At 65.1% G+C, this 18954-nt stretch carries 18 protein-coding genes; 7 read left to right on the forward strand and 11 right to left on the reverse strand.

All coding sequences use genetic code 11. The features are described 5' to 3' along the window. Positions 1-169: 169 nt before the first annotated feature. Positions 170-901 (forward strand): 16S rRNA (uracil(1498)-N(3))-methyltransferase, encoded by a 732-nt coding sequence (locus KYT87_RS22885; protein WP_219990911.1) that lies wholly within the window; start codon positions 170-172, stop codon positions 899-901. A 95-nt stretch (positions 902-996) separates the two neighbouring features. On the opposite strand, the gene KYT87_RS22890 is transcribed toward KYT87_RS22885, so the two are convergent. The 4 genes from KYT87_RS22890 to KYT87_RS22905 form a co-directional block, all read right to left on the reverse strand. Next, positions 997-1464: a barstar family protein gene (locus tag KYT87_RS22890; RefSeq protein ID WP_046804365.1), complete on the reverse strand. Its 468-nt coding sequence runs from the start codon at positions 1462-1464 to the stop codon at positions 997-999. Further along, entirely contained in the window at positions 1461-2690 is a 1230-nt protein-coding gene (locus KYT87_RS22895) for a patatin-like phospholipase family protein (RefSeq protein WP_370512738.1), read from the reverse strand. Before KYT87_RS22895 ends, KYT87_RS22890 begins: the two co-directional genes overlap by 4 nt. Beyond that, positions 2671-4959 carry an NADP-dependent malic enzyme gene (locus KYT87_RS22900; protein WP_219990912.1) on the reverse strand — a complete coding sequence of 763 codons (2289 nt, stop codon included), beginning with the start codon at positions 4957-4959 and terminating at the stop codon, positions 2671-2673. The genes KYT87_RS22895 and KYT87_RS22900 overlap by 20 nt, the downstream gene beginning before the upstream one ends. A 144-nt stretch (positions 4960-5103) precedes the next feature. Beyond that, a complete protein-coding gene (locus KYT87_RS22905; RefSeq protein WP_219990913.1) occupies positions 5104-6018 on the reverse strand; it encodes an FAD-binding protein in 915 nt (304 codons plus the stop codon). Positions 6019-6062: 44 nt separating this feature from the next. Between KYT87_RS22905 and KYT87_RS22910 the strand changes: the two genes are divergently transcribed. Beyond that, entirely contained in the window at positions 6063-7223 is a 1161-nt protein-coding gene (locus KYT87_RS22910) for a pyridoxal phosphate-dependent aminotransferase (RefSeq protein WP_046804362.1), read from the forward strand. A gap of 125 nt (positions 7224-7348) precedes the next feature. Here the strand turns inward: KYT87_RS22910 and KYT87_RS22915 are convergent, their stop codons facing one another. Beyond that, positions 7349-8167 carry a lytic transglycosylase domain-containing protein gene (locus KYT87_RS22915; RefSeq protein WP_046804361.1) on the reverse strand — a complete coding sequence of 273 codons (819 nt, stop codon included), beginning with the start codon at positions 8165-8167 and terminating at the stop codon, positions 7349-7351. An 83-nt stretch (positions 8168-8250) separates the two neighbouring features. Here KYT87_RS22915 and KYT87_RS22920 point away from each other — a divergent pair, with 83 nt between their 5' ends. Continuing rightward, positions 8251-9795, forward strand: a complete 1545-nt coding sequence (locus tag KYT87_RS22920; protein ID WP_219990914.1) for a UbiD family decarboxylase — start codon at positions 8251-8253, stop codon at positions 9793-9795. A 135-nt stretch (positions 9796-9930) separates the two neighbouring features. Here KYT87_RS22920 and KYT87_RS22925 read toward each other — a convergent pair whose 3' ends face one another. The 4 genes from KYT87_RS22925 to KYT87_RS22940 all read right to left on the reverse strand — a co-directional run bounded on the left by KYT87_RS22925 (position 9931) and on the right by KYT87_RS22940 (position 11892). After that, positions 9931-10281, reverse strand: coding sequence for a hypothetical protein (locus tag KYT87_RS22925; RefSeq protein WP_046804359.1), 351 nt, complete (start codon positions 10279-10281; stop codon positions 9931-9933). A gap of 3 nt (positions 10282-10284) precedes the next feature. Next, positions 10285-10698, reverse strand: a complete 414-nt coding sequence (locus KYT87_RS22930) for a phage holin family protein (RefSeq protein ID WP_046804358.1) — start codon at positions 10696-10698, stop codon at positions 10285-10287. Between the two features lie 66 nt (positions 10699-10764). Beyond that, positions 10765-11082, reverse strand: a complete 318-nt coding sequence (locus tag KYT87_RS22935; RefSeq protein WP_046804357.1) for a YqjD family protein — start codon at positions 11080-11082, stop codon at positions 10765-10767. Between the two features lie 84 nt (positions 11083-11166). After that, the gene (locus KYT87_RS22940; protein WP_082134441.1) at positions 11167-11892 is read right to left on the reverse strand and encodes a hypothetical protein; all 726 of its coding nucleotides are present in this window, start codon (positions 11890-11892) and stop codon (positions 11167-11169) included. A gap of 227 nt (positions 11893-12119) precedes the next feature. On the opposite strand from KYT87_RS22940, the gene cysG reads away from it, so the two are divergent. Then, positions 12120-13538: a siroheme synthase CysG gene (cysG, locus tag KYT87_RS22945; RefSeq protein WP_219990915.1), complete on the forward strand. Its 1419-nt coding sequence runs from the start codon at positions 12120-12122 to the stop codon at positions 13536-13538. Between the two features lie 143 nt (positions 13539-13681). On the opposite strand, the gene upp is transcribed toward cysG, so the two are convergent. Then, complete coding sequence (gene upp / locus KYT87_RS22950; RefSeq protein WP_046804355.1) at positions 13682-14320, reverse strand: uracil phosphoribosyltransferase; 639 nt, start codon at positions 14318-14320, stop codon at positions 13682-13684. A 141-nt stretch (positions 14321-14461) separates the two neighbouring features. Next, entirely contained in the window at positions 14462-15910 is a 1449-nt protein-coding gene (gene dacB / locus KYT87_RS22955; RefSeq protein WP_370638726.1) for a D-alanyl-D-alanine carboxypeptidase/D-alanyl-D-alanine-endopeptidase, read from the reverse strand. Between the two features lie 193 nt (positions 15911-16103). Between dacB and queA the strand changes: the two genes are divergently transcribed. The 3 genes from queA (at position 16104) to yajC (ending at position 18890) form a co-directional block, all read left to right on the forward strand. Next, positions 16104-17162, forward strand: a complete 1059-nt coding sequence (queA, locus tag KYT87_RS22960; protein ID WP_120156744.1) for a tRNA preQ1(34) S-adenosylmethionine ribosyltransferase-isomerase QueA — start codon at positions 16104-16106, stop codon at positions 17160-17162. Continuing rightward, positions 17159-18295 carry a tRNA guanosine(34) transglycosylase Tgt gene (gene tgt, locus KYT87_RS22965; RefSeq protein WP_046804352.1) on the forward strand — a complete coding sequence of 379 codons (1137 nt, stop codon included), beginning with the start codon at positions 17159-17161 and terminating at the stop codon, positions 18293-18295. The genes queA and tgt overlap by 4 nt, the downstream gene beginning before the upstream one ends. A gap of 250 nt (positions 18296-18545) precedes the next feature. Continuing rightward, positions 18546-18890, forward strand: coding sequence for a preprotein translocase subunit YajC (yajC, locus tag KYT87_RS22970; protein ID WP_006221220.1), 345 nt, complete (start codon positions 18546-18548; stop codon positions 18888-18890). Positions 18891-18954 lie beyond the last annotated feature (64 nt).

The following is an 18954-nucleotide window of genomic DNA, read 5'->3' on the forward strand; positions in this document are numbered from 1 at the left end:
GTTGAGTGGGTTGCGAAGCAGACGATTTTAGCATCAGGGGATTTCCCTCACGCCATCGCCCTTAAGCCCGATGTAAACAAGCGTGTCGCCGGGAATCAAAGTGGTAGGCTACGCGCTCGAATAATCCGATTGCCCGCGCCCTCGTAGCCGCCCTCTTCGCCCGAACCTCATGTCCGCCCCCCGCTTCTTCTGCGACATCGCCCTTTCCGCCGGTACCCGCATCGCCTTGCCCGACGCCCTGGCGCACCACGCGCTGCGCGTGCTGCGCTTGAAAGCGGGCGAAACCGTTGTGCTGTTCAACGGCCAGGGCGGCGAATACCCGGCCGTGCTTGAAGTGGACGGCAAGGCGGGCTACGCCACGCTTGGCGACTTCAACCCGCGCGAAGCCGAGCTTGCCGGGCGCATCACGCTTGTGCAGGGTCTGCCTTCCGGCGACAAGATGGATTGGGTGGTGGAAAAAGCGGTTGAGCTGGGCGCCGCCCGCGTCAGCCCCATTGCCGCGCAACGCAGCGTGTTGCAGTTATCGGGCCCTCGACTGGACAAGCGCGTGGCGCATTGGCAGCGCATTGCGCAATCGGCCAGCGAACAATGCGGCCGCAACCGCTTGATGGTGGTAGATGCGCCGCAAACGCTTGCCGATTGGCTGGCCCAGCCGGCGGACGGCCTGCGGCTGCTGTGTCACCCGGAAGCCGGCGACGATCTGGCCGGCAAGCTGCGCGCCACGCCGGACTTGCAGGCGTTGACCTTGCTGGTCGGCCCCGAAGGCGGCTGGTCAGACAAAGAACTGGAACTGGCCCGCCAGGCCGGCGTCCAGGCGGTTCGCTTCGGCCCGCGCGTGCTGCGCACCGAAACGGCCGGGCTGGCGCTGCTGGCGGCGGTCAGCGCGTTGATGAGCTGGTAGCGGAAGGATGCGCGGTTAATCGTCCGCGCCCGCAGAGAATCGTTTTAGGCCGCGGTTAATCGTTTTCGGCCGCGGTTAATCGTTTTCGCCCGCGGTTAATCGTTTTCGCCATAGGGCGCTGCGGCGATGCCGGGTTCCGGGTCCGGGTGGCGGCCCGCGTGTTCGATGACAAATGCAAAGATGCGGCCGTTTTCACGCGCAAAGTCGGCAGCGTCCGAACACACAGTTTCAATTTTTGCGGCGTCTTCTTCCAGCACCGGGTCGCCGGAGTGCAGGCGGTACAGCCACAACACCACGCCCGTCTTGTGGTCCAGGACCGTGTCGCACAGGCAGTCGTACAGCGCATCCAGGTTGCCGCCGAAGTACTCGGGGAAATCCACCGCCTTGACGATGGCGCGAAGCACCGCTGAACGACTGCGGGCGGGGTCACAGTTGGCAACGAACAAGGACAAGCCAAGCTCGTGCGAGGCGTCCACGACGGCCTTCTTGTCCAGCCCCTCATGAGGCAGCGCTCCCCCGCGCAGAAGCTGCTTCTGCAACGTAGATTGGCCATTGCGCGTCATGCCTGAGCCTCCTTGAAAAAGGCGATCACTTCTTCGTTACGCTGCATCGTATCGGCATAACCCAGTTCGATCAATCGCTTGGTGTAGCTGGATTCGAATAGCAGATACGACATCAGCGCACCGCCGCCAGGACGGCCTGGGTCGGACGATACACCGAGTACGCGGAAAAGAGCACGGGCTTGCGCGGGCATGTCATCCAAGTGCTCAAGCGCCATCGTATCCAGCGACTGGCTGGGGGTGATGGTCAGCACCTGGATGCGGCGCACGTTGATCTGCGCGCCCTCCGGCGTCGCGTGGTCCATCAGGTAGTTGATGCGTTCCAGGCGCTCGACGTCCACCGACAGGCCATCCAGGAAAATGCTGGACAGCGCATGCCCGCCCACCTGGGCCAGCGACGGATAGGGCGGAGAATCTTCCCGGTTCTCGGGATGGGTGTCATCCCGAAAGCCCGTGCCGATCACCAGCACGCGATGGGCGCCCAGGTGTATGGCGGGGCTGATCGGCGCCAGTTGCCGCATGGACCCGTCGCCACACCATTCGCCCTTGCCGTGCACCGGCACCTGGCGCGCGGGAAACACGAACGGGATGGACGACGAGGCCATCAGATGGTCGATGCCGATAGGCGTGGGTATGGCCAGCCGCAAGTAGCGATGCCAGGGTTCGATGGGCGTGTGCGCCTGGTAGAACGTAAGGTGCTCGCCGCTGGTGTAGCCCGATGCCGTGATCGCCAGCGCCGACAGCGACCCGCGCTCGAGGTTGCCGCGCAGGTGGTCGAAGTTCAGCACGCGGCCCAGCAGCGCCTCCATGGGGCTGTTGTCCAGCAGTGACTGCGGCCGCTTGCGCGTCAGGCCCGAATACATCCAGCCCAGCGCCAGCAACCCCAGCCAACGCACGCCCGTGCGAATCAGGCCGGGCGCGTCGGCGCGGTAAATCATGTCGGTGTTCAGCGACGACCACAAGCGGCGGATACGGCGCACACCCAGGTGCGGGCGGTCGGCGCGGCACGCCAGCGCAGCGGCGTTGATGGCCCCCGCCGAGGTGCCGCAGATGATGTCGAAGGGATTCTGAAAGCGCGAATGCCAGTCAGGGTCCAGCAAGTCCATGATGGCGCTTAGCACGCCCACCTGGTACGCGGCCCGCGCGCCGCCACCCGTCAGGACCAGACCGGTCGGCGTGCGTGGGCACGCCGGACCGGCGGGACTCACTTCAACGTGGCGTGTTGACATCGACCACAGTCATCGCGGTCATGTTCACAATGCGGCGCACGGTCGAGCTTGAGGTCAGGATGTGCACCGGCGCGTTGCAGCCCAGCAGGAACGGGCCAACCGCCACGTTGCCGCCCGCCGCCGTCTTGAGCAGGTTGTAGGCGATGTTGCCCGAATCCACGTTCGGGCACACCAGCAGGTTGGCCTCGCCTTTGAGCGTGGACGACGGCAGGATGCGCATGCGCAGCGCTTCGTCCAGCGCGCAATCGCCGTGCATTTCGCCGTCGATTTCAAGCTCGGGCTCTTTTTCGCGCACGATTTCAAGCGCGCGACGCATCTTGGCGCCCGACGCGGAACTGCCCGATCCGAAATTCGATCGCGACAGCAGCGCCACCTTGGGAGCCAGGTACATACGGCGCATTTCGTTGGCGGCCGCAATAGTGAATTCGGCGATCTGCTCGGCGGTAGGTTCGTCGTTGACGTGCGTGTCCACCAACACCACCGTGCGCTCGTTGAGCAGCAGGATGTTCATGGCGGCATACACGTTGTGGCCCGGGCGCCGGCCGATCACTTCGTCCACGAACCGCAGGTGATCGTGGTAGGCGCCCACCGAGCCGCAGACCATGCCGTCGGCATCGCCCAGGTGCACCATCATCGCGCCGATCAAGGTCATGCGGCGGCGCATTTCCACGCGCGCCATTTCCTTGGTGATGCCGCGCCGGCACATGCGTTCCCAGTACGTCGTCCAGTACTGATGGAAGCGTTCGTCGTATTCCGGGTTGGTCACTTCAACGTCTTCACCCAGGCGCAGGCGCAGCCCCAGCTTTTCGATACGGGTCAGCAGCACCGATGGGCGGCCCACCAGGATGGGGCGGGCCAGGCCTTCGTCAACCACGACCTGCACCGCGCGCAGCACGCGTTCGTCTTCGCCTTCCGCGAACACGATGCGCGCCGGGCCGCCTTCGCGCACGATGCGCTTGGCGGCCGAGAACAACGGCTTCATGAACGCGCCCGAGTGGTACACGAACTGCTGCAACTGTTCTTCGTAGGCTTCCAGGTCGGCCAGCGGGCGCGTGGCCACACCGCCTTCCATCGCGGCCTTGGCCACGGCCGGCGCGATACGCACGATCAAACGCGGGTCGAACGGCTTGGGGATCAGGTATTCCGCGCCAAAAGAGATATCGAACGTGCCGTAGGCCGCTGCCACGACTTCGTTCTGTTCTTCCTGGGCCAGTTGGGCAATGGCGTAGACCGCCGCCTTTTCCATTTCACGCGTGATGGTGGTGGCGCCCACGTCCAGCGCGCCCCGGAAAATGTACGGGAAGCACAGGACGTTGTTGACCTGGTTCGGGTAGTCGGAACGACCGGTGGCCATGACCACGTCATCGCGAACGGAATGCGCCAGTTCGGGCAGGATTTCCGGCGTGGGGTTGGCCAGCGCCAGGATCAGCGGGCGCGTGCCCATGGCCGCAACCATTTCGGGCTTGAGTACGCCACCAGCGGACAGGCCCAGGAACACGTCGGCGTCCTGAATCACTTCAGCCAGCTTGCGGGCATCGGTCTTTTGCGCGAAGCGCGCCTTGTCCGGGTCCATGAGTTCGACACGGCCTTCGTAGACCACGCCTTCAATGTCGGTAACCCAGATGTTTTCCAGCGGCAGGCCCAGGTCCACCATCAAATCCAGGCACGCCAGGGCAGCAGCGCCCGCGCCCGAGGTCACGACCTTGACCTTCTTGATGTCCTTGCCCACGACCTTCAAGCCGTTGATGAACGCGGCCGATACCGTGATGGCGGTGCCGTGCTGGTCGTCGTGGAACACGGGAATCTTCATGCGCTCGCGCAGCTTGCGCTCGACGGTGAAGCATTCCGGCGCCTTGATGTCTTCCAGGTTGATGCCGCCGAAAGTGGCCTCCAGCCCGGCAATGATCTCGACCAGCTTGTCCGGATCGGTTTCATTGATTTCGATGTCGAACACATCCAGGCCGGCAAACTTCTTGAACAGCACCGCCTTGCCTTCCATGACGGGCTTGGAGGCCAGCGCGCCGATGTTGCCCAGGCCCAGCACGGCCGTGCCGTTGGTGATCACGCCCACCAGGTTGCCGCGCGCGGTGTAGCGGTAGACGTTGGCCGGGTCGGCCACGATTTCTTCACAGGCCGCCGCCACGCCGGGCGAATACGCCAACGCCAGATCGCGTTGGTTGGTCAGCTGCTTGGTCGGGGTGACCGAGATTTTTCCGGGGCGACCGTGCTCGTGATATTCAAGGGCGGCTTTGCGAAGGTTGGCATCCATAGGGGCGGCTACTGGCTATAAGTGAAACAGAGGGAGGAATTCTATTCCCATGGCGCGCGCCGCGATACGTTTGCGAAAGCGCTGGTGAAAGCTCGCCCACCGGACCGGGCAGGCGCCGGAATCTTACAGCAACCTGAACACATTTCAGGTTTCATTGGGCAGGAATAAGGGAAATCGACCCGCGGGATCGAACAGCGTCTTGACGCGGGCGTCCAGCCGAAACGTCGCCAAGCCGGGGGTCGCCCGGGACGGCACATGGGCGCCTGGCTGCGGCTCGGGCTGGGGCTTGCTAAAGGGCGGCACATCAGTCAGCGTGACGCTTTGCACCCAGGCCAGCGTACCGCCATGCCCCAACAGCAAATGCGCCAGGTTCACCGTGGCCGGCGCCTGCGGCTTCAGGGCGTCCAGCCGATAGCGGCCCAGCCAGTGATAGCCGTCGTTCGTTGCGAACGCGTCGCCGCCCGAGGCCAGCTGGAACAGCGCGGGCACCAGGGCCTGCACGGTGGCCGATCGCAGGGGCTGCACGTCGGCCTCGCCAAACGGCCCCAAGGTTTCTTCAACGCCGTCGGCCAGCATCACGTCCACCCCGAGCACGCCCGAGGCCGCGCAGCAACCCGCGGGCCACGGCGCCGGTGCGGCCAGCCATTCGGCCAAGGTCATGGCGTCAGGAAAACCGGCGAACTGCCGCAGCCCGGCCTGGGCCAGCGCGGCCATCGGCACGCCGGGCTGCGCGCGCCAGCGCGGGGTGTCGCCGGCCAGCCGCGCCAAGCCCGCCAACCGCGACGGGTCGATACGCAAACGCGGCGCGCTGCTCGCCGCGTAAGGCCCCGTTGCGCCCTCCAGCGCCATCACGACGCGATATTCGGCGCACAGCGCGCGGGCGTGCGCCACGTCGCCGTCACGCGCGGGCGTCAGAATGGCTTGCGCGCCACCTGGGCCGTTCTCGCCCAGATCAACAACCTGGCCTTGGCAAAGCAGCGTCAGCCGCTGCATGAAAGCGGCCCATGGCGTTTGCGCGGGCCGCCTGCCAAGCAGGAAAGCGCGCCGGGATGGCTGCATGACTACAATTCCTTTTTGCTTCAAAGACGCTTTTCGAGAATCCAATGCCCCGCCTTGCCGCTCGCACTCAAGACTTTCTGACATTCCAGGTAGTGGAACTATTCAAGCAGGCGCAGGCGCTACAGGCGGCGGGCCACGACATTATCAGCCTGGGCATCGGCGAACCGGACTTTACCGCGCCGCCCCAGGTGGTGGAAGCGCTGGAACGCGCCGCCCGCGCCGGGCTTAGCGGCTACGGCCCGCCCGCCGGGCTGATGCCGCTACGCGAGGCCATTGCGCAGTTCTACCACGACAAGTTCGGCGCCAAGATCAATCCGGCGCGCGTTATTGTCACGGCCGGCGCATCCGGTGCACTGACGCTGGCGTGCGCGGCGCTGGTCAACCACGGCGGCGAAGTCCTGATGCCTGACCCGTCCTACCCGGCCAACAGCAACTTCGTGCTGGCGGCGGGCGGCGTGCCGCGCTTGATTCCCAGTTCCGCCGCCAAACGCTTCCAGCTGTCGGCCGACGACGTGGCCCGGCATTGGACGCCCGCGACGCAGGGCGTGCTGGTGGCGTCACCCAGCAACCCCACCGGCACATCCATCGCACACGAAGAACTGGCGCAACTGCTAGCGCAGGTTCGTGCGCGCGACGGCTTTGCCATCGTCGATGAAATCTACCTGGGATTGTCGTATGAAAACGCGCCGCGATCCGCGCTGACGCTGGACGATGACATCATCGTCATCAACAGTTTCTCGAAATTCTTTCACATGACCGGCTGGCGCCTGGGCTGGATGATCGTGCCGGAAGACATGGTGGCGCCCGTGGAAAAAATCGCCGCCAGCCTGGCGATCTGCGCGCCCACGCTGGCCCAGCACGCCGCGCTGGCATGCTTTACCGAACAGGCGATGAAAACCTTCGAGCACCGGCGTGAAGCGTTCAAGCAGCGGCGCGACTACCTGTTGCCCGAATTCGAACGCCTGGGCATCCACGTACCCGTCAAGCCAGACGGCGCGTTCTATATCTATGCCGACATCAGCAACCTGGGCATGGACAGCGCCACGTTTTCGCAGCAGCTGCTGCTGCAAGCCGGCGTGGCTGCCGTGCCGGGACTGGATTTCGGGCCGGCCCACGGCAAGCACACCATGCGCTTTTCCTACGCGACGGGGCTGGACCGCCTGGAGGAAGCCGTGGCCCGCATCGGCAAGCTGCTGCAACGCTGATCCGCCATTTGCCGGCGCTTCCGGCGGTCGTTGCGATACCGTCCCAATGAAAAAGCGCGCTCGGTAAAGAGCGCGCTTTTTCGTCTGGCCGGCCGGGCGGTATCGCGCAGACAGGGTGTCCGGTATCAGTCCCGCGCCAGGGCAATGCCCGATGCCAGGGCCAGGCGCCGGCGTTCCGCCTGGACCTTGGCGCCGTAGCCGTTGTCGTCCGGCCCCGTGGAACCCACGTAGCAGGCCAGCCCGGCGTCGACCGAACCGCGCCGGTTGATACAGTCGCGCAGAATCGTCGCCCCGACGCCGATGTTGGCGGCTGGGTCCAGGGCGGTCTTGCCCACGGCGTCGAATTTGTCCTGGTGCACGCTGGTCATCACCTGCATCAGGCCTTGCGCGCCCACATGGCTTTCGGCCAGCGGGTTATAGCGCGACTCGATGGCGATGACCGCCAGCACCAGCAAGGGGTCCAGCTGCTTTTCGCGGCTGACCTTGTAGACGGTGTTCAACAGCGGGCCGGTAGCGTCATACGCCACCTTGTACTTGCGCGAGATATAGTTGCGCAACGCTTCTGCCTGCGGGCCGGTCGCCGACAAGGCGGGCTTCTTGGGCACTGGCGGCGCGACGCGCGCCGGCCCCAGCATGCCGGTGGCATTGCTGGCAGGAGCGGTTGGTACGGCCATGGCAATTGCCGACGCCGTGTCGGAACCCAGTTCGGAGCCGGTGTCGGGTTCGACGCCGGTTTGCATGGATGAAGGCGCTAGGGCGGTCAACAAGGCTTTGTGCACTTGCAATGCCTGGTCGCGCAAACCTGGCAGGGCAAATCCCATGCTTACCGTCACAATCACTGCAATGCCCAGATAGACTGAGCAAATACGCAAGGACTCGGCAAGATATTCGTGCACTCCTTGGGCCATATTCCTGAACAGGCTGGCCACTGACGCATCGGGCATGAAAACCTCCTGCGTGGAAAAAGAGGGAGTCAATGTTAACCTCTCTTTCGACCTCAAATGTAACCAAATCGCTGGGATCTGTAGTGAAATACCGCGACCTTAGAGACTTCCTCGCCCAACTTGAACGCATGGGCGACCTCAAACGCATTGCCGCGCCGGTGTCCACCCGGCTGGAAATGACCGAGATTTCCGACCGCGTGCTGCGCGCCGAAGGCCCGGCCCTGCTGTTTGAAAAAGCGCTGCACGACGGCCAACCGGCGCAGATGCCGGTGCTGACCAATCTGTTCGGCACGCCGTCCCGGGTGGCGCGCGGCATGGGCGCCGACAACGTCAGCGCACTGCGCGATATCGGCGAACTGCTGGCGTCGCTGCGCGAGCCCGAAGCCCCCAAGGGCCTGCGCGATGCGCTGGCCAAGGTGTCGATGCTGAAAGCGGCGCTGTGGGACATGAGCCCGAAAAACGTCAAGAGCCCGGCCTGCCAGGAAATTGTCTGGGAAGGCAAGGATGTGGACCTGACCCGCTTGCCGATCCAGACCTGCTGGCCCGGCGATGTGGCGCCGCTTCTGACCTGGGGCCTGGTCATCACGCGCGGCCCCAACGCCAAGCGGCAGAACCTGGGCATCTATCGCCAGCAGCTGCTGGGCCCGAACAAGCTCATCATGCGCTGGCTGTCGCATCGCGGCGGCGCGCTGGATTTTCGTGACCACGCGCTGGCCAACCCCGGCACGCCGTTCCCCATCGCCGTCGCTCTGGGCGCCGACCCGGCCACCACGCTGGGCGCCGTGACGCCCGTGCCCGACAGCCTGTCCGAATACCAATTTGCCGGCCTGCTGCGCGGTTCGCGCACCGAAGTTGCCCAGGCGCTGGGCAGCAACCTGTCGGTACCGGCGTGGGCCGAGATCGTGCTGGAAGGCCATCTGCTGCCCTCCTCCGACCCGCGCGCCGTCAAGCCCGTGGTGCCGGACGGCGTCAACCCGCCGCCCAACAGCGACTACGAGATGGCGCTGGAAGGGCCGTACGGCGACCACACCGGTTACTACAACGAGCAGGACTGGTTTCCGGTGTTCACCGTCGAACGCATCACGATGCGGCGCAACCCCATTTACCATTCCACCTACACCGGCAAGCCGCCCGACGAGCCCGCCGTGCTGGGCGTGGCGCTTAACGAAGTGTTCGTGCCGCTACTGCGCCGCCAGCTGCCGGAAATCGTCGACTTCTACCTTCCACCGGAAGGGTGCAGCTATCGGCTGGCGGTGGTGTCGATCCGCAAGCAATACGCGGGGCACGCCAAGCGCGTCATGTTCGGGCTGTGGAGCATTCTGCGCCAGTTCATGTACACCAAGTTCATCGTGGTGGTGGACGAAGACATCAACCCGCGCGACTGGAAGGAAGTGGTCTGGGCGATGACGACGCGCATGGACCCCGTGCGCGATACGCTGCTTGTCGAAAACACCCCCATCGACTATCTGGACTTCGCCTCGCCGGTATCGGGGCTGGGGGGCAAGATGGGCTTGGACGCCACCAACAAATGGCCCGGCGAAACCCACCGCGAATGGGGCACGCCCATCACGATGGATGCCGACGTCAAGAAACGTGTGGACGATATCTGGGGTCAGCTGGGCCTGTAGTTGTGGCTGTGGCGTGCAGCCCGTGGCCGCACGGTCAGGCTTTGGTACTGACCAAAAAAAACCCCGCGATGCAGAGGCATCGCGGGGTTTTTTGTGGCGCTTTTTATGGCGCAAGCCGCAGCAAGGTTGAACGCGTTATTCGTCGTCCTGGCGCGAGCTTTGCCACATCTTGAACAGCTGCCAGCCGACCAATGCGCCGCCCGCGATCTTGAGCAGCTTGAAGCGCTTGCCACCGCGCATCAGCAAGGTCGACACAGACGAGGTGACGACCGGATAACGACGCGCCAGCGTGATGGCCTGCAAGGCCCAGCGCGACGCCCCGCCCGCAGCCAGCCGGGGTAAAAGTCCCCGGATGATGGCGGCGGGTTCCAGCCGATGGCCGGTCGTCACGATGTCATGCACCAGCGATTCGCGTTCGATGGCGGCGCGGGCGCGCAGCAGTTCGATGCGCACGGCGCGATCCACGGTGGGAGACCTTTTCGACATGGTTCAGTCCTCCTCGCGTCGGCGCGCCGGGGGCTCGTCGTCTTGCGCGTCGCGGACCCGTTCAAGCAGTTCCGCGTCGCGGCTCAGCTCGTCAAGGGTGGCCGCAAAGGGCACCGCGCCATAGACCAGGCCATGGCGCACGACCAGCAACAACGCAATGCCCACAATGCCGTAGAACGCCGCCAGCAGGCCCAAGGCCATGTAGCGGTCTTCGGTGGGCCAGAACAGCACCGCCACCGTTACCGTGAACACCAGCACCGCAAGCGTCAAAAAGAGCAACGCCGCGAAGGCCATGCCCAGCAGCTTGAGCAGGCGCGCCTTTTCGTCGGCGGCTTCCAGCGCAAGCAGCTCCAGGCGGGTGCGCAGCAGCCCGACCAGGCTGGACGCGACGCCGAAAACAGATTTTCGTAGACCCATGTTGTCAGGAACGGCGGGCGGGCAGCGCCGGCATGCCGACGTTGCCCGCCCGATCGTTCAAACCAATCAGCGGCGGCTGATCAGCAAGCCGAGCAGCAGGCCGGTCACGCCTGCGATGCCGATGGCTTGCCAGGGGTTGTCATGCACGTAGTCGTCGGTGGCGCGAGCGGCTTTGCGGCCACGTTCCAGCACGGCGTCTTGCGCTTCATAAAGGGCTTCGCGGGTGCGCTTGAGCGAGGTCATGGCGCGCTCGCGCAATTCGTTGGCCTTTTCGCCCGTGGTGCCGGCAGCTTCGCGCAGCAGGTTTTCGGCGTCATTCAGGCTGGTCTTGACACTGTCGATCAGTTTTTCTTTTGCGACTTCTTCGGATTTTCTCGTGGCCATTTTTTTGAGCTCCTGTTGTGTGTCTATGACAAAAATATAATACCAGCCGCCCTGCCCGCAGCAAGACGTGCTTGATACCGTGTGCTACTTGATCTGCGTAATTTCAACCGCTGATTTCACGCCTGATTGATCTATGTCTTGCTTCATCACCAGGTTCACCGCCGGGCAATACCAATCGGTGACCGTCGTGTTCATGCCGGGTATCGGAATGGTCAGGCCCTGGAACGTGGCCATGGTGGGGTCGGAGTTGCGCGTGTAGGTGACCGGGTGGCAGGACTGGTTGCCCAACGCCGTGTTCAACGACGTTTTCTGGCCCACGCTTTTCTCGCCGATGCGCACCGTGGTGCTGGGCTGGCCCCCGACCGGCGCTTCTTTGCCGATCTTCAAGCGGAACGACGAGCCGGGCAGCTTTTGCCCGGCGTTCAGTTTGCCGTCGTAGGCAAACAAGCCCAGCATGCGCAGGTCGAACTGGCCCTCGGAAGGCTTGGGGGCTTCGCCCGCCGAGGCATAGCGCAGGAAGGTGGCCTGCCCGCCCTTGACCGTCATCAGGTAATCCAGCTTGGACTTGCCCGGCGGCAGGCCCGCGTAGCCAAACGTGGCCACGCCTTGCACGCGCGCCCGGCAGTTATCGCCATTGCTTTTGGTAACTTCGGTGAAGGTCAGGTCCGCGCCCAGGGACAGGTTGCCCGAGCCGGTCAACTGCACCGCGCCACCGTCATGCATGAACTGGGCGTCGCAAACGCCCGCCTGCACCGACGCCGAGGCGCCCACCGCGCCCATGCACAACACCAAGGATGCGATTTTTTGCATCGTCAATTGCCACTCCAGAATTCGGGACTTGCCACCCACGGCTGGCGGCGGCTGGGTTGATACTACACCGGTTGCCGTGCCCGACATATGTCCACTCGTGTCGGCTAATCGCTGCCCGCCAAATAAATTCTGGATATATGAATTCAAGAAATCAAAAGTTGTGGGGATGAAGGCCCGTCCCTATGATCGGGGGATATTTTGCCGGGTACGCCCGAGGCGGGCACACGATGAAGCTTTTCCCGATTTTTGCTGACCTGAAGGGTCGGCGGGTGCTGGTGGTGGGTGGCGGCGCGGTAGCCGAACGCAAAACGCTGGCACTGCTGGAAGCCTCCGCCCAAGTGGTGGTGGGCGCGCCGGAACTGACGCAGGCATTGACCGAACTGGTGGCCCAGCGCCGCGTTGAACATTTGCCAGGCTGCTTTGACGCCGCCTGGCTGGAGGACGTCTGGCTGGTGGTGGCCGCCACCGACGACCGCGCGGCCAACGCCGCCGTGTCCGAGGCGGCCGGCGCGCGCCGCATCTTTACGAATGTGGTGGACGACCCGGAGCTATCGTCGTTCCAGGTGCCGTCCATCGTCGACCGCTCGCCCGTCATCGTGGCTATTTCGTCCTCGGGCGTGGCGCCTGTGCTGGCGCGCCGCGTGCGCGAGCGCATTGAATCCCTGTTCGACCACACGTTGGGCCAGCTGGCCGCGTTGGCCGCAACCTATCGCAAGCGTATCCGCGCGAGCCATCCCGACCTGGGCGCGCGCCGCCGCTTCTATGACTGGCTGCTGGACGGCCCAGTGGCCGGCCTGCTGCGCCAGCAACAACCCGCCCAGGCCGAAGCCGCGCTGAGCCAGGCGCTGGACAAACCGCTTGCGCCCGCTGAAGGCAGCGTCGTGCTGGTGGGCGCAGGCCCCGGCGACCCCGGGCTGCTGACATTGAAGGCGCTGCGCGCGCTGAACGAAGCCGACGTCATCCTCTACGACCGCTTGGTCAGCGACGACGTCATGTCGCTGGCGCGCCGCGACGCCGACCGCATTTGCGTGGGCAAGCTGCCCGGCGAAAACCATCACGCTACCCAGGCTCGCATTCACGCCCTGCTGGTCGAGCACGCGCAAGCAGGCAAGCGCGTGGTGCGGCTGAAAGGGGGCGACGCCTTTATTTTTGGCCGGGGCGGCGAAGAACTGGAACATTTGCGCGCGCATGGCGTGCGCTTTGAAGTGGTGCCCGGCATTACGGCGGCGCTGGCCTGTGCGGCCTATGCCGGCATTCCGCTGACGCATCGCGAGCACGCCCAATCGGTGCGGCTGATCACGGCGCATTGCCGCGAAGACGAAGACAACCTGGACTGGCCCGCGCTGGCGCGTGAAAAGCAGACCTTGGCTTTCTATATGGGCGTGGGGCAGCTGGAACTCTTGACCCGGCGCCTGTTGGGCCATGGCCGCGCAGCCGACACCCCGTTCGCGTTGATCGAAAACGGCAGCCGGCCGGAACAGCGCGTGCTGTCGGGCACGCTGCAAGCGCTGCCCGAACTCGCGGCCGAACATGGCATCCGGTCCCCCGCCCTGTTGATCGTGGGCGAGGTGGCCGGGCTGGCACCAAAGCTGCGATGGTTCGGCCAACACATCGACGGGGAAGCGGTCCGTGCACCTGGCGCGTGAGCTGCGTTGCGCGGGCCCCGGCTGCCGGATCGGCAGCCGTCCGAGGCGCTAGCTAGGCAGGTTCACTAGGTAGCCGGATCACTAGCTAGCCGGATCGCCAGACAGCCCGGCCGCCAGACAGTCGCCCGCCGGGCTCCCCCCCGTCAGACCGTCTTCTGGGTCGTACCGAAGATGCGGTCGCCCGCGTCACCCAGGCCGGGCATGATGTAGCCGTGTTCGTTCAGGCCGTCATCGATGGACGCCGTATAGATATGCACGTCGGGGTGCTTGGACAGCACGGCGTCGATGCCCACGGGCGCGGCCACCAGTACCAAGGCGCGGATTTCCTTGCAGCCGGCGCGCTTGAGCAAATCAATAGCGGCGACCATCGAACCGCCAGTGGCCAGCATCGGGTCGACAATCAGCGCCAGGCGCTGGTCCAGCTCGCCGACCAGGCGTTCCAGGTAGGTATGGGCTTCCAACGTCTCTTCGTTGCGGGCCACGCCCACCACGCTGACCTTGGCGCCGGGAATCAGGCTGAGCACGCCGTCCAGCATGCCGATGCCGGCGCGCAGGATCGGCACCACGGTGACCTTCTTGCCGGCGATCTTCTCAACCTGGACCTGTCCACACCAGCCCTCGACGGTGGCGGGCGCCAGCGGCAGGTCCTTGGACGCTTCGTACGTCAGCAGCGCGCCCACTTCCTGCGACAACTCTCGAAAGCTCTTGGTGCTGAGGTCGGCGCGACGCATGATCCCGAGCTTATGGCGGATCAGCGGGTGGCGGATTTCGTGCACGGGCATGTGCGTAATTCTCCAGAATATTGAAATACAGGGTTTGTCGCCTCAGGCGGCCGTTCGCATGCCGCAACTGAGGATCGTAATCGGTTTAAAGCCCTTGGGGGGCAGCAAGCGCACATCGTGCGCGCCGCGTGGGGGCCCCCTTCATTGATCGGCCAGCCATGCGATCAGGGCGTCGTCGAAAGCCCGGACGGCACCCGCCTGTTCGTGGTTCACGATGCTGACGACCACGTAGCGCTTGCCGCTGGCTCCCAGCACGTAGCCGGCGATGGACCGCACGTCGCGCAGCGAGCCGGTCTTCAGGTGCGCCATGCCCTGCGTGCCATCGCCCTTCAGGCGGCGGCGCACCGTGCCATCCACCCCGGCAATGGCAAAGGACGAAATGTACTCGGGCATGACCGGCGAATTCCACGCCACGGTCAACATCGAGGCCAGGCTGTCGGCCGACACCCGGGCCTCGCGCGACAGGCCCGCACCGTTGTCGATGACCAGTTCGGGCATGTCCAGGCCCTGCTTGACCAGGGCGCCCTTGGCCGCCGCCTCGCTGCTGGTCACCGTGGCCGGCCGGCGGCCGCGCTCGGCGCCCAGCGTCAGCAGCAGCGTGCGCGCCATGACGTTGTTGCTGCGCTTGTTGATCTGGCGGATGACCTCGGACAAGGTCGGGGATTCATGCGAGGCCAGCACCACGGCGTCCGCCGGCACCATGCCCGATTTGACCTGCCCCTTGAACGTGCCGCCCAGCTCTTTCCACAACATGCGGAAGATTTCGGTGGCGTAATCCGGCTGCGACAGCGCCAGCCGATACAGGCTGAATTCGCCGCAAGACCCGGCCACCTTGCCGCCCACGCGGATCGTCACGCCCTGCTGGGTAATGAGGGGTTCCGTCGTCACGACCGGGGGGCCGGGACAGCGGACGTCGCTCCATTGCACGCTGCCTTCAATCTTCAGACCGGGCAAGGGCGGGTCGATCAGCGGCACCCATTTCTGGGCCACGGGGTCGGGCGTGAACAACAGGCGCAGCGCGCCAAAACCCACCATCAGCGCATCGGGGCTGGCGTTGTAGGCGCGGTCCGGGGCGCCGTCGAAAGCGCCCGGGTCCGTGGCGACCTGGCCGAAAATGCTGCGGTCGATGACCAGGTCATTGATCTGCTTGACGCCGCGCAGGCGCAGTTCGCGCAGCAGCGCCCACAGGTCCTGCATCAGAAACTGAGGGTCGCCGCCGGCCCGCAGGTACAGGGGGCCGGCCAGGACGCCGCGGGCGTCGGGCCGGGCGCCGGGCGCCGTCATGAATTCGGTGCGCCAGACGTAATTCGGGCCCAGCTCGGACAACGCGGCCCACGTCGTGACCAGTTTCATCACCGACGCCGGGTTGCGCGGTTCTTTCGCGTTCAGCGCGATCAGCCGCTGCCCGCCCAGCTCTTGCACCACCAGCGACAGCGAACTGTCGGGCAACTTGCTGGCCTTCCAGGCATTCACGACGTTGGGCGGCAGGCCCTGGACCTGCGCGCAGGCGCTGCCGGCCGACAGGGCCACCAGCGCGCCGGCCAGCCACCGCTTCAGCCCGCCCCACCGCTTCATCGCTTGTCCCGTCATGCCTTGTCCACCGGTTGCTATTGCTCTCAAGACCGAGAGCATACAAAACCTGGGACGGTTGCGGGCGGCGGGCAGATCCGACCCTGATAACCTTCGCCTTTACAATAGCCGGTTGCCCCGAGCTTGCCCGGCCGCCGCTATCAGCGTTTACCGGGCCGCCCCTCCTGACAGACAGATACCCGCAGATACCCGCGTGACCCAGTCCCTGACCGTTTCCGACTTCAATTACGAGCTGCCGCCAGAACTTATCGCGCAGACGCCCGCCGCCCAGCGCACGGGCAGCCGCCTGCTGCATCTGGACGCAGCCAGCCAGCTGCACGACCGCCAGTTCGCCGACCTGGTCGGCCTGTTGCGGCCGAACGACCTGCTGGTGTTCAACGACACCCGCGTCATCAAGGCGCGGCTGGCTGGCCACAAGATCACCGGCGGCAAGATCGAAGTGCTGGTCGAACGCATCACCGAGTCCGACCGCGTGCTGGCCCATGTGCGCGCCAGCAAATCGCCGGGGCCGGGCATGGTGCTGCGCCTGGCCGATGCCTTTGACGCCACCGTGCTGGGCCGCGAAGGCGAGCTTTTCGACATCCGCTTTCCCGGCCCGGTCCTGGACCTGCTGGACGCGCACGGCGCCACCCCACTGCCGCCCTACATTACGCACGCGGCCGACGCGGGCGACGACGATCGCTACCAGACCGTCTACGCCCGCGAGCCCGGCGCGGTGGCCGCCCCCACGGCCGGCCTGCACTTTGACCAGCCCACGCTGGACCGACTGGCCGACCTGGGCATCGCGCGCGCTTTTGTCACGCTGCACGTGGGCGCGGGCACTTTCCAGCCGGTGCGGGTCGACAACCTGGCCGACCACATCATGCACGCCGAATGGTTCACGGTGCCGCAAGCCACGGTGGACGCCATCGCCGCCACCCGCGCCAAGGGCGGCCGCGTGATCGCCGTGGGCACCACCAGCGTGCGCGCGCTGGAATCGGCGGCGGCGCAAACCGAAGGGCGCACGGCCCCCGGCCTGCCGCTGGCCGCCGCCCAGGGCGACACCCGCCTTTTCATCACCCCCGGCTACCGGTACCGCGTCGTGGACGCCCTGGTCACCAACTTTCACCTTCCCCAGTCGACCCTGCTGATGCTGGTGTCGGCGCTGGCCGGCGTCGAGCCGATCCGCCGCGCCTACGCCCATGCGGTGGCCCAGCGCTACCGCTTCTTCAGCTATGGCGACGCCATGTTTATCGAGTCCCCCGCCCCATGACCGGTCTGAACTTTGAACTGCTAGCCACCGACGGCGGCGCCCGCCGCGGCCGCATCACGCTGAACCATGGCGTGGTCGAGACGCCCATCTTCATGCCCGTGGGCACCTATGGCAGCGTCAAGGCCATGATGCCGCACGAGCTTAAAGAGATTGGCTCGCAGATCGTGCTGGGCAACACGTTTCACCTGTGGCTGCGTCCGGGCACGGACATCATGGAAAAGCACGGCGGCCTGCACGGCTTCATGCAATGGGACAAGCCCATCCTGACCGACTCGGGCGGCTTCCAGGTGTTCAGCCTGCAAGGCATGCGCAAGATCACCGAGGAAGGCGTGAAGTTTGCGTCGCCCATCGACGGCGCGCGGCTGTTCCTGACGCCCGAAGAATCGATGCGTATCCAGCGTTCGCTCAATTCCGACATCGTGATGGTGTTCGACGAATGCACGCCGTACGAAATCGACGGCCGCCCCGCCACGGTCGAGGAAGCCGCCCGGTCCATGCGCATGTCGTTGCGCTGGGCGCGCCGCTCGCGTGACGAATTCGACCGCCTGGGCAACCCCAACGCGCTGTTCGGCATCGTGCAGGGCGGCATGTACGAATCGCTGCGCGACGAATCGCTGGCCGGCCTGCAAGACATCGGCTTTCACGGTTACGCCATCGGCGGCCTGTCGGTGGGCGAGCCCAAAGAAGACATGATGCGCATCCTGGCGCACGTCACGCCCAAGCTGCCGGCCCAGGCGCCGCGTTACCTGATGGGCGTGGGCACGCCGGAAGACCTGGTCGAAGGCGTCAGCCGCGGCGTGGACATGTTCGATTGCGTCATGCCCACCCGCAACGCGCGCAACGGCTGGCTGTTCACGCGCTTTGGCGACGTCAAGATCCGCAACGCCAAGTACCGCGACGACACCCGCCCGCTGGACCCCAGCTGCGGCTGCCACACCTGCGGCAACTTCTCGCGCGCCTACCTGCACCACCTGCAACGGGCCAACGAGATCACCGGCGCGCGCCTGAACACGCTGCACAACCTGCATTTCTACCTGACGATCATGCAGGAAATGCGCGAAGCCATCGGGCAAGGACGCTTTGACGCCTGGCGCGCGCAGTTCGCCGCCGACCGGGCGCGCGGCATCGAATAACCGGGCCTTTTTCCAGGGGGGGTCTTTTTTATCGGGATTCCGTCCCCATAGATTGGGATCCATCCCTAGTGAAAGGCCGGCAATAACATAGATACAATAGTCGGCTTGCCCTATCCATGGCTCGCGCGGGGATGGGCGCATAACAACACAGCTAAGGGGTTTGGCAATGACCCACGGTTACATAGAGAACCCGGGCATGGCTGGCCGTAGCAACAAACAACCCACACAGACTTAAACGCAGGAGAATTCAATGTCCGTTATCGATACCGCAAGCCTCGTCGTGGCACAAGCCGCCGCCCCTGAAGGTAATGCGTTGATGGGCATGTTGCCCATCGTCCTGATGTTCGTGATCCTCTACTTCCTGATGATCCGCCCGCAGATGAAGCGTCAGAAGGAACACCGCAACCTGATCGCCGCCCTGGCCAAGGGCGACGAAGTGGTCACGGCCGGCGGCATGCTGGGCAAGGTCACCAAGGTCAACGACAGCTACGTGACCGTTGAAGTGTCCGAACTGGCCGACAAGCCCGTTGAAGTCATCATGCAGAAGTCGTCGGTTTCGACGGTGCTTCCTAAAGGAACCATCAAGGCCCTTTAAGCGTCTAATAGGAGCCCCGTCGGGCTCTTATTACGTTTGACGGGACCCACAGCCGCCCGCCGCG

Origin of the sequence: Achromobacter sp. ES-001, assembly GCF_019448355.1 — a bacterium.
Taxonomy (GTDB): domain Bacteria; phylum Pseudomonadota; class Gammaproteobacteria; order Burkholderiales; family Burkholderiaceae_B; genus Achromobacter; species Achromobacter spanius_B.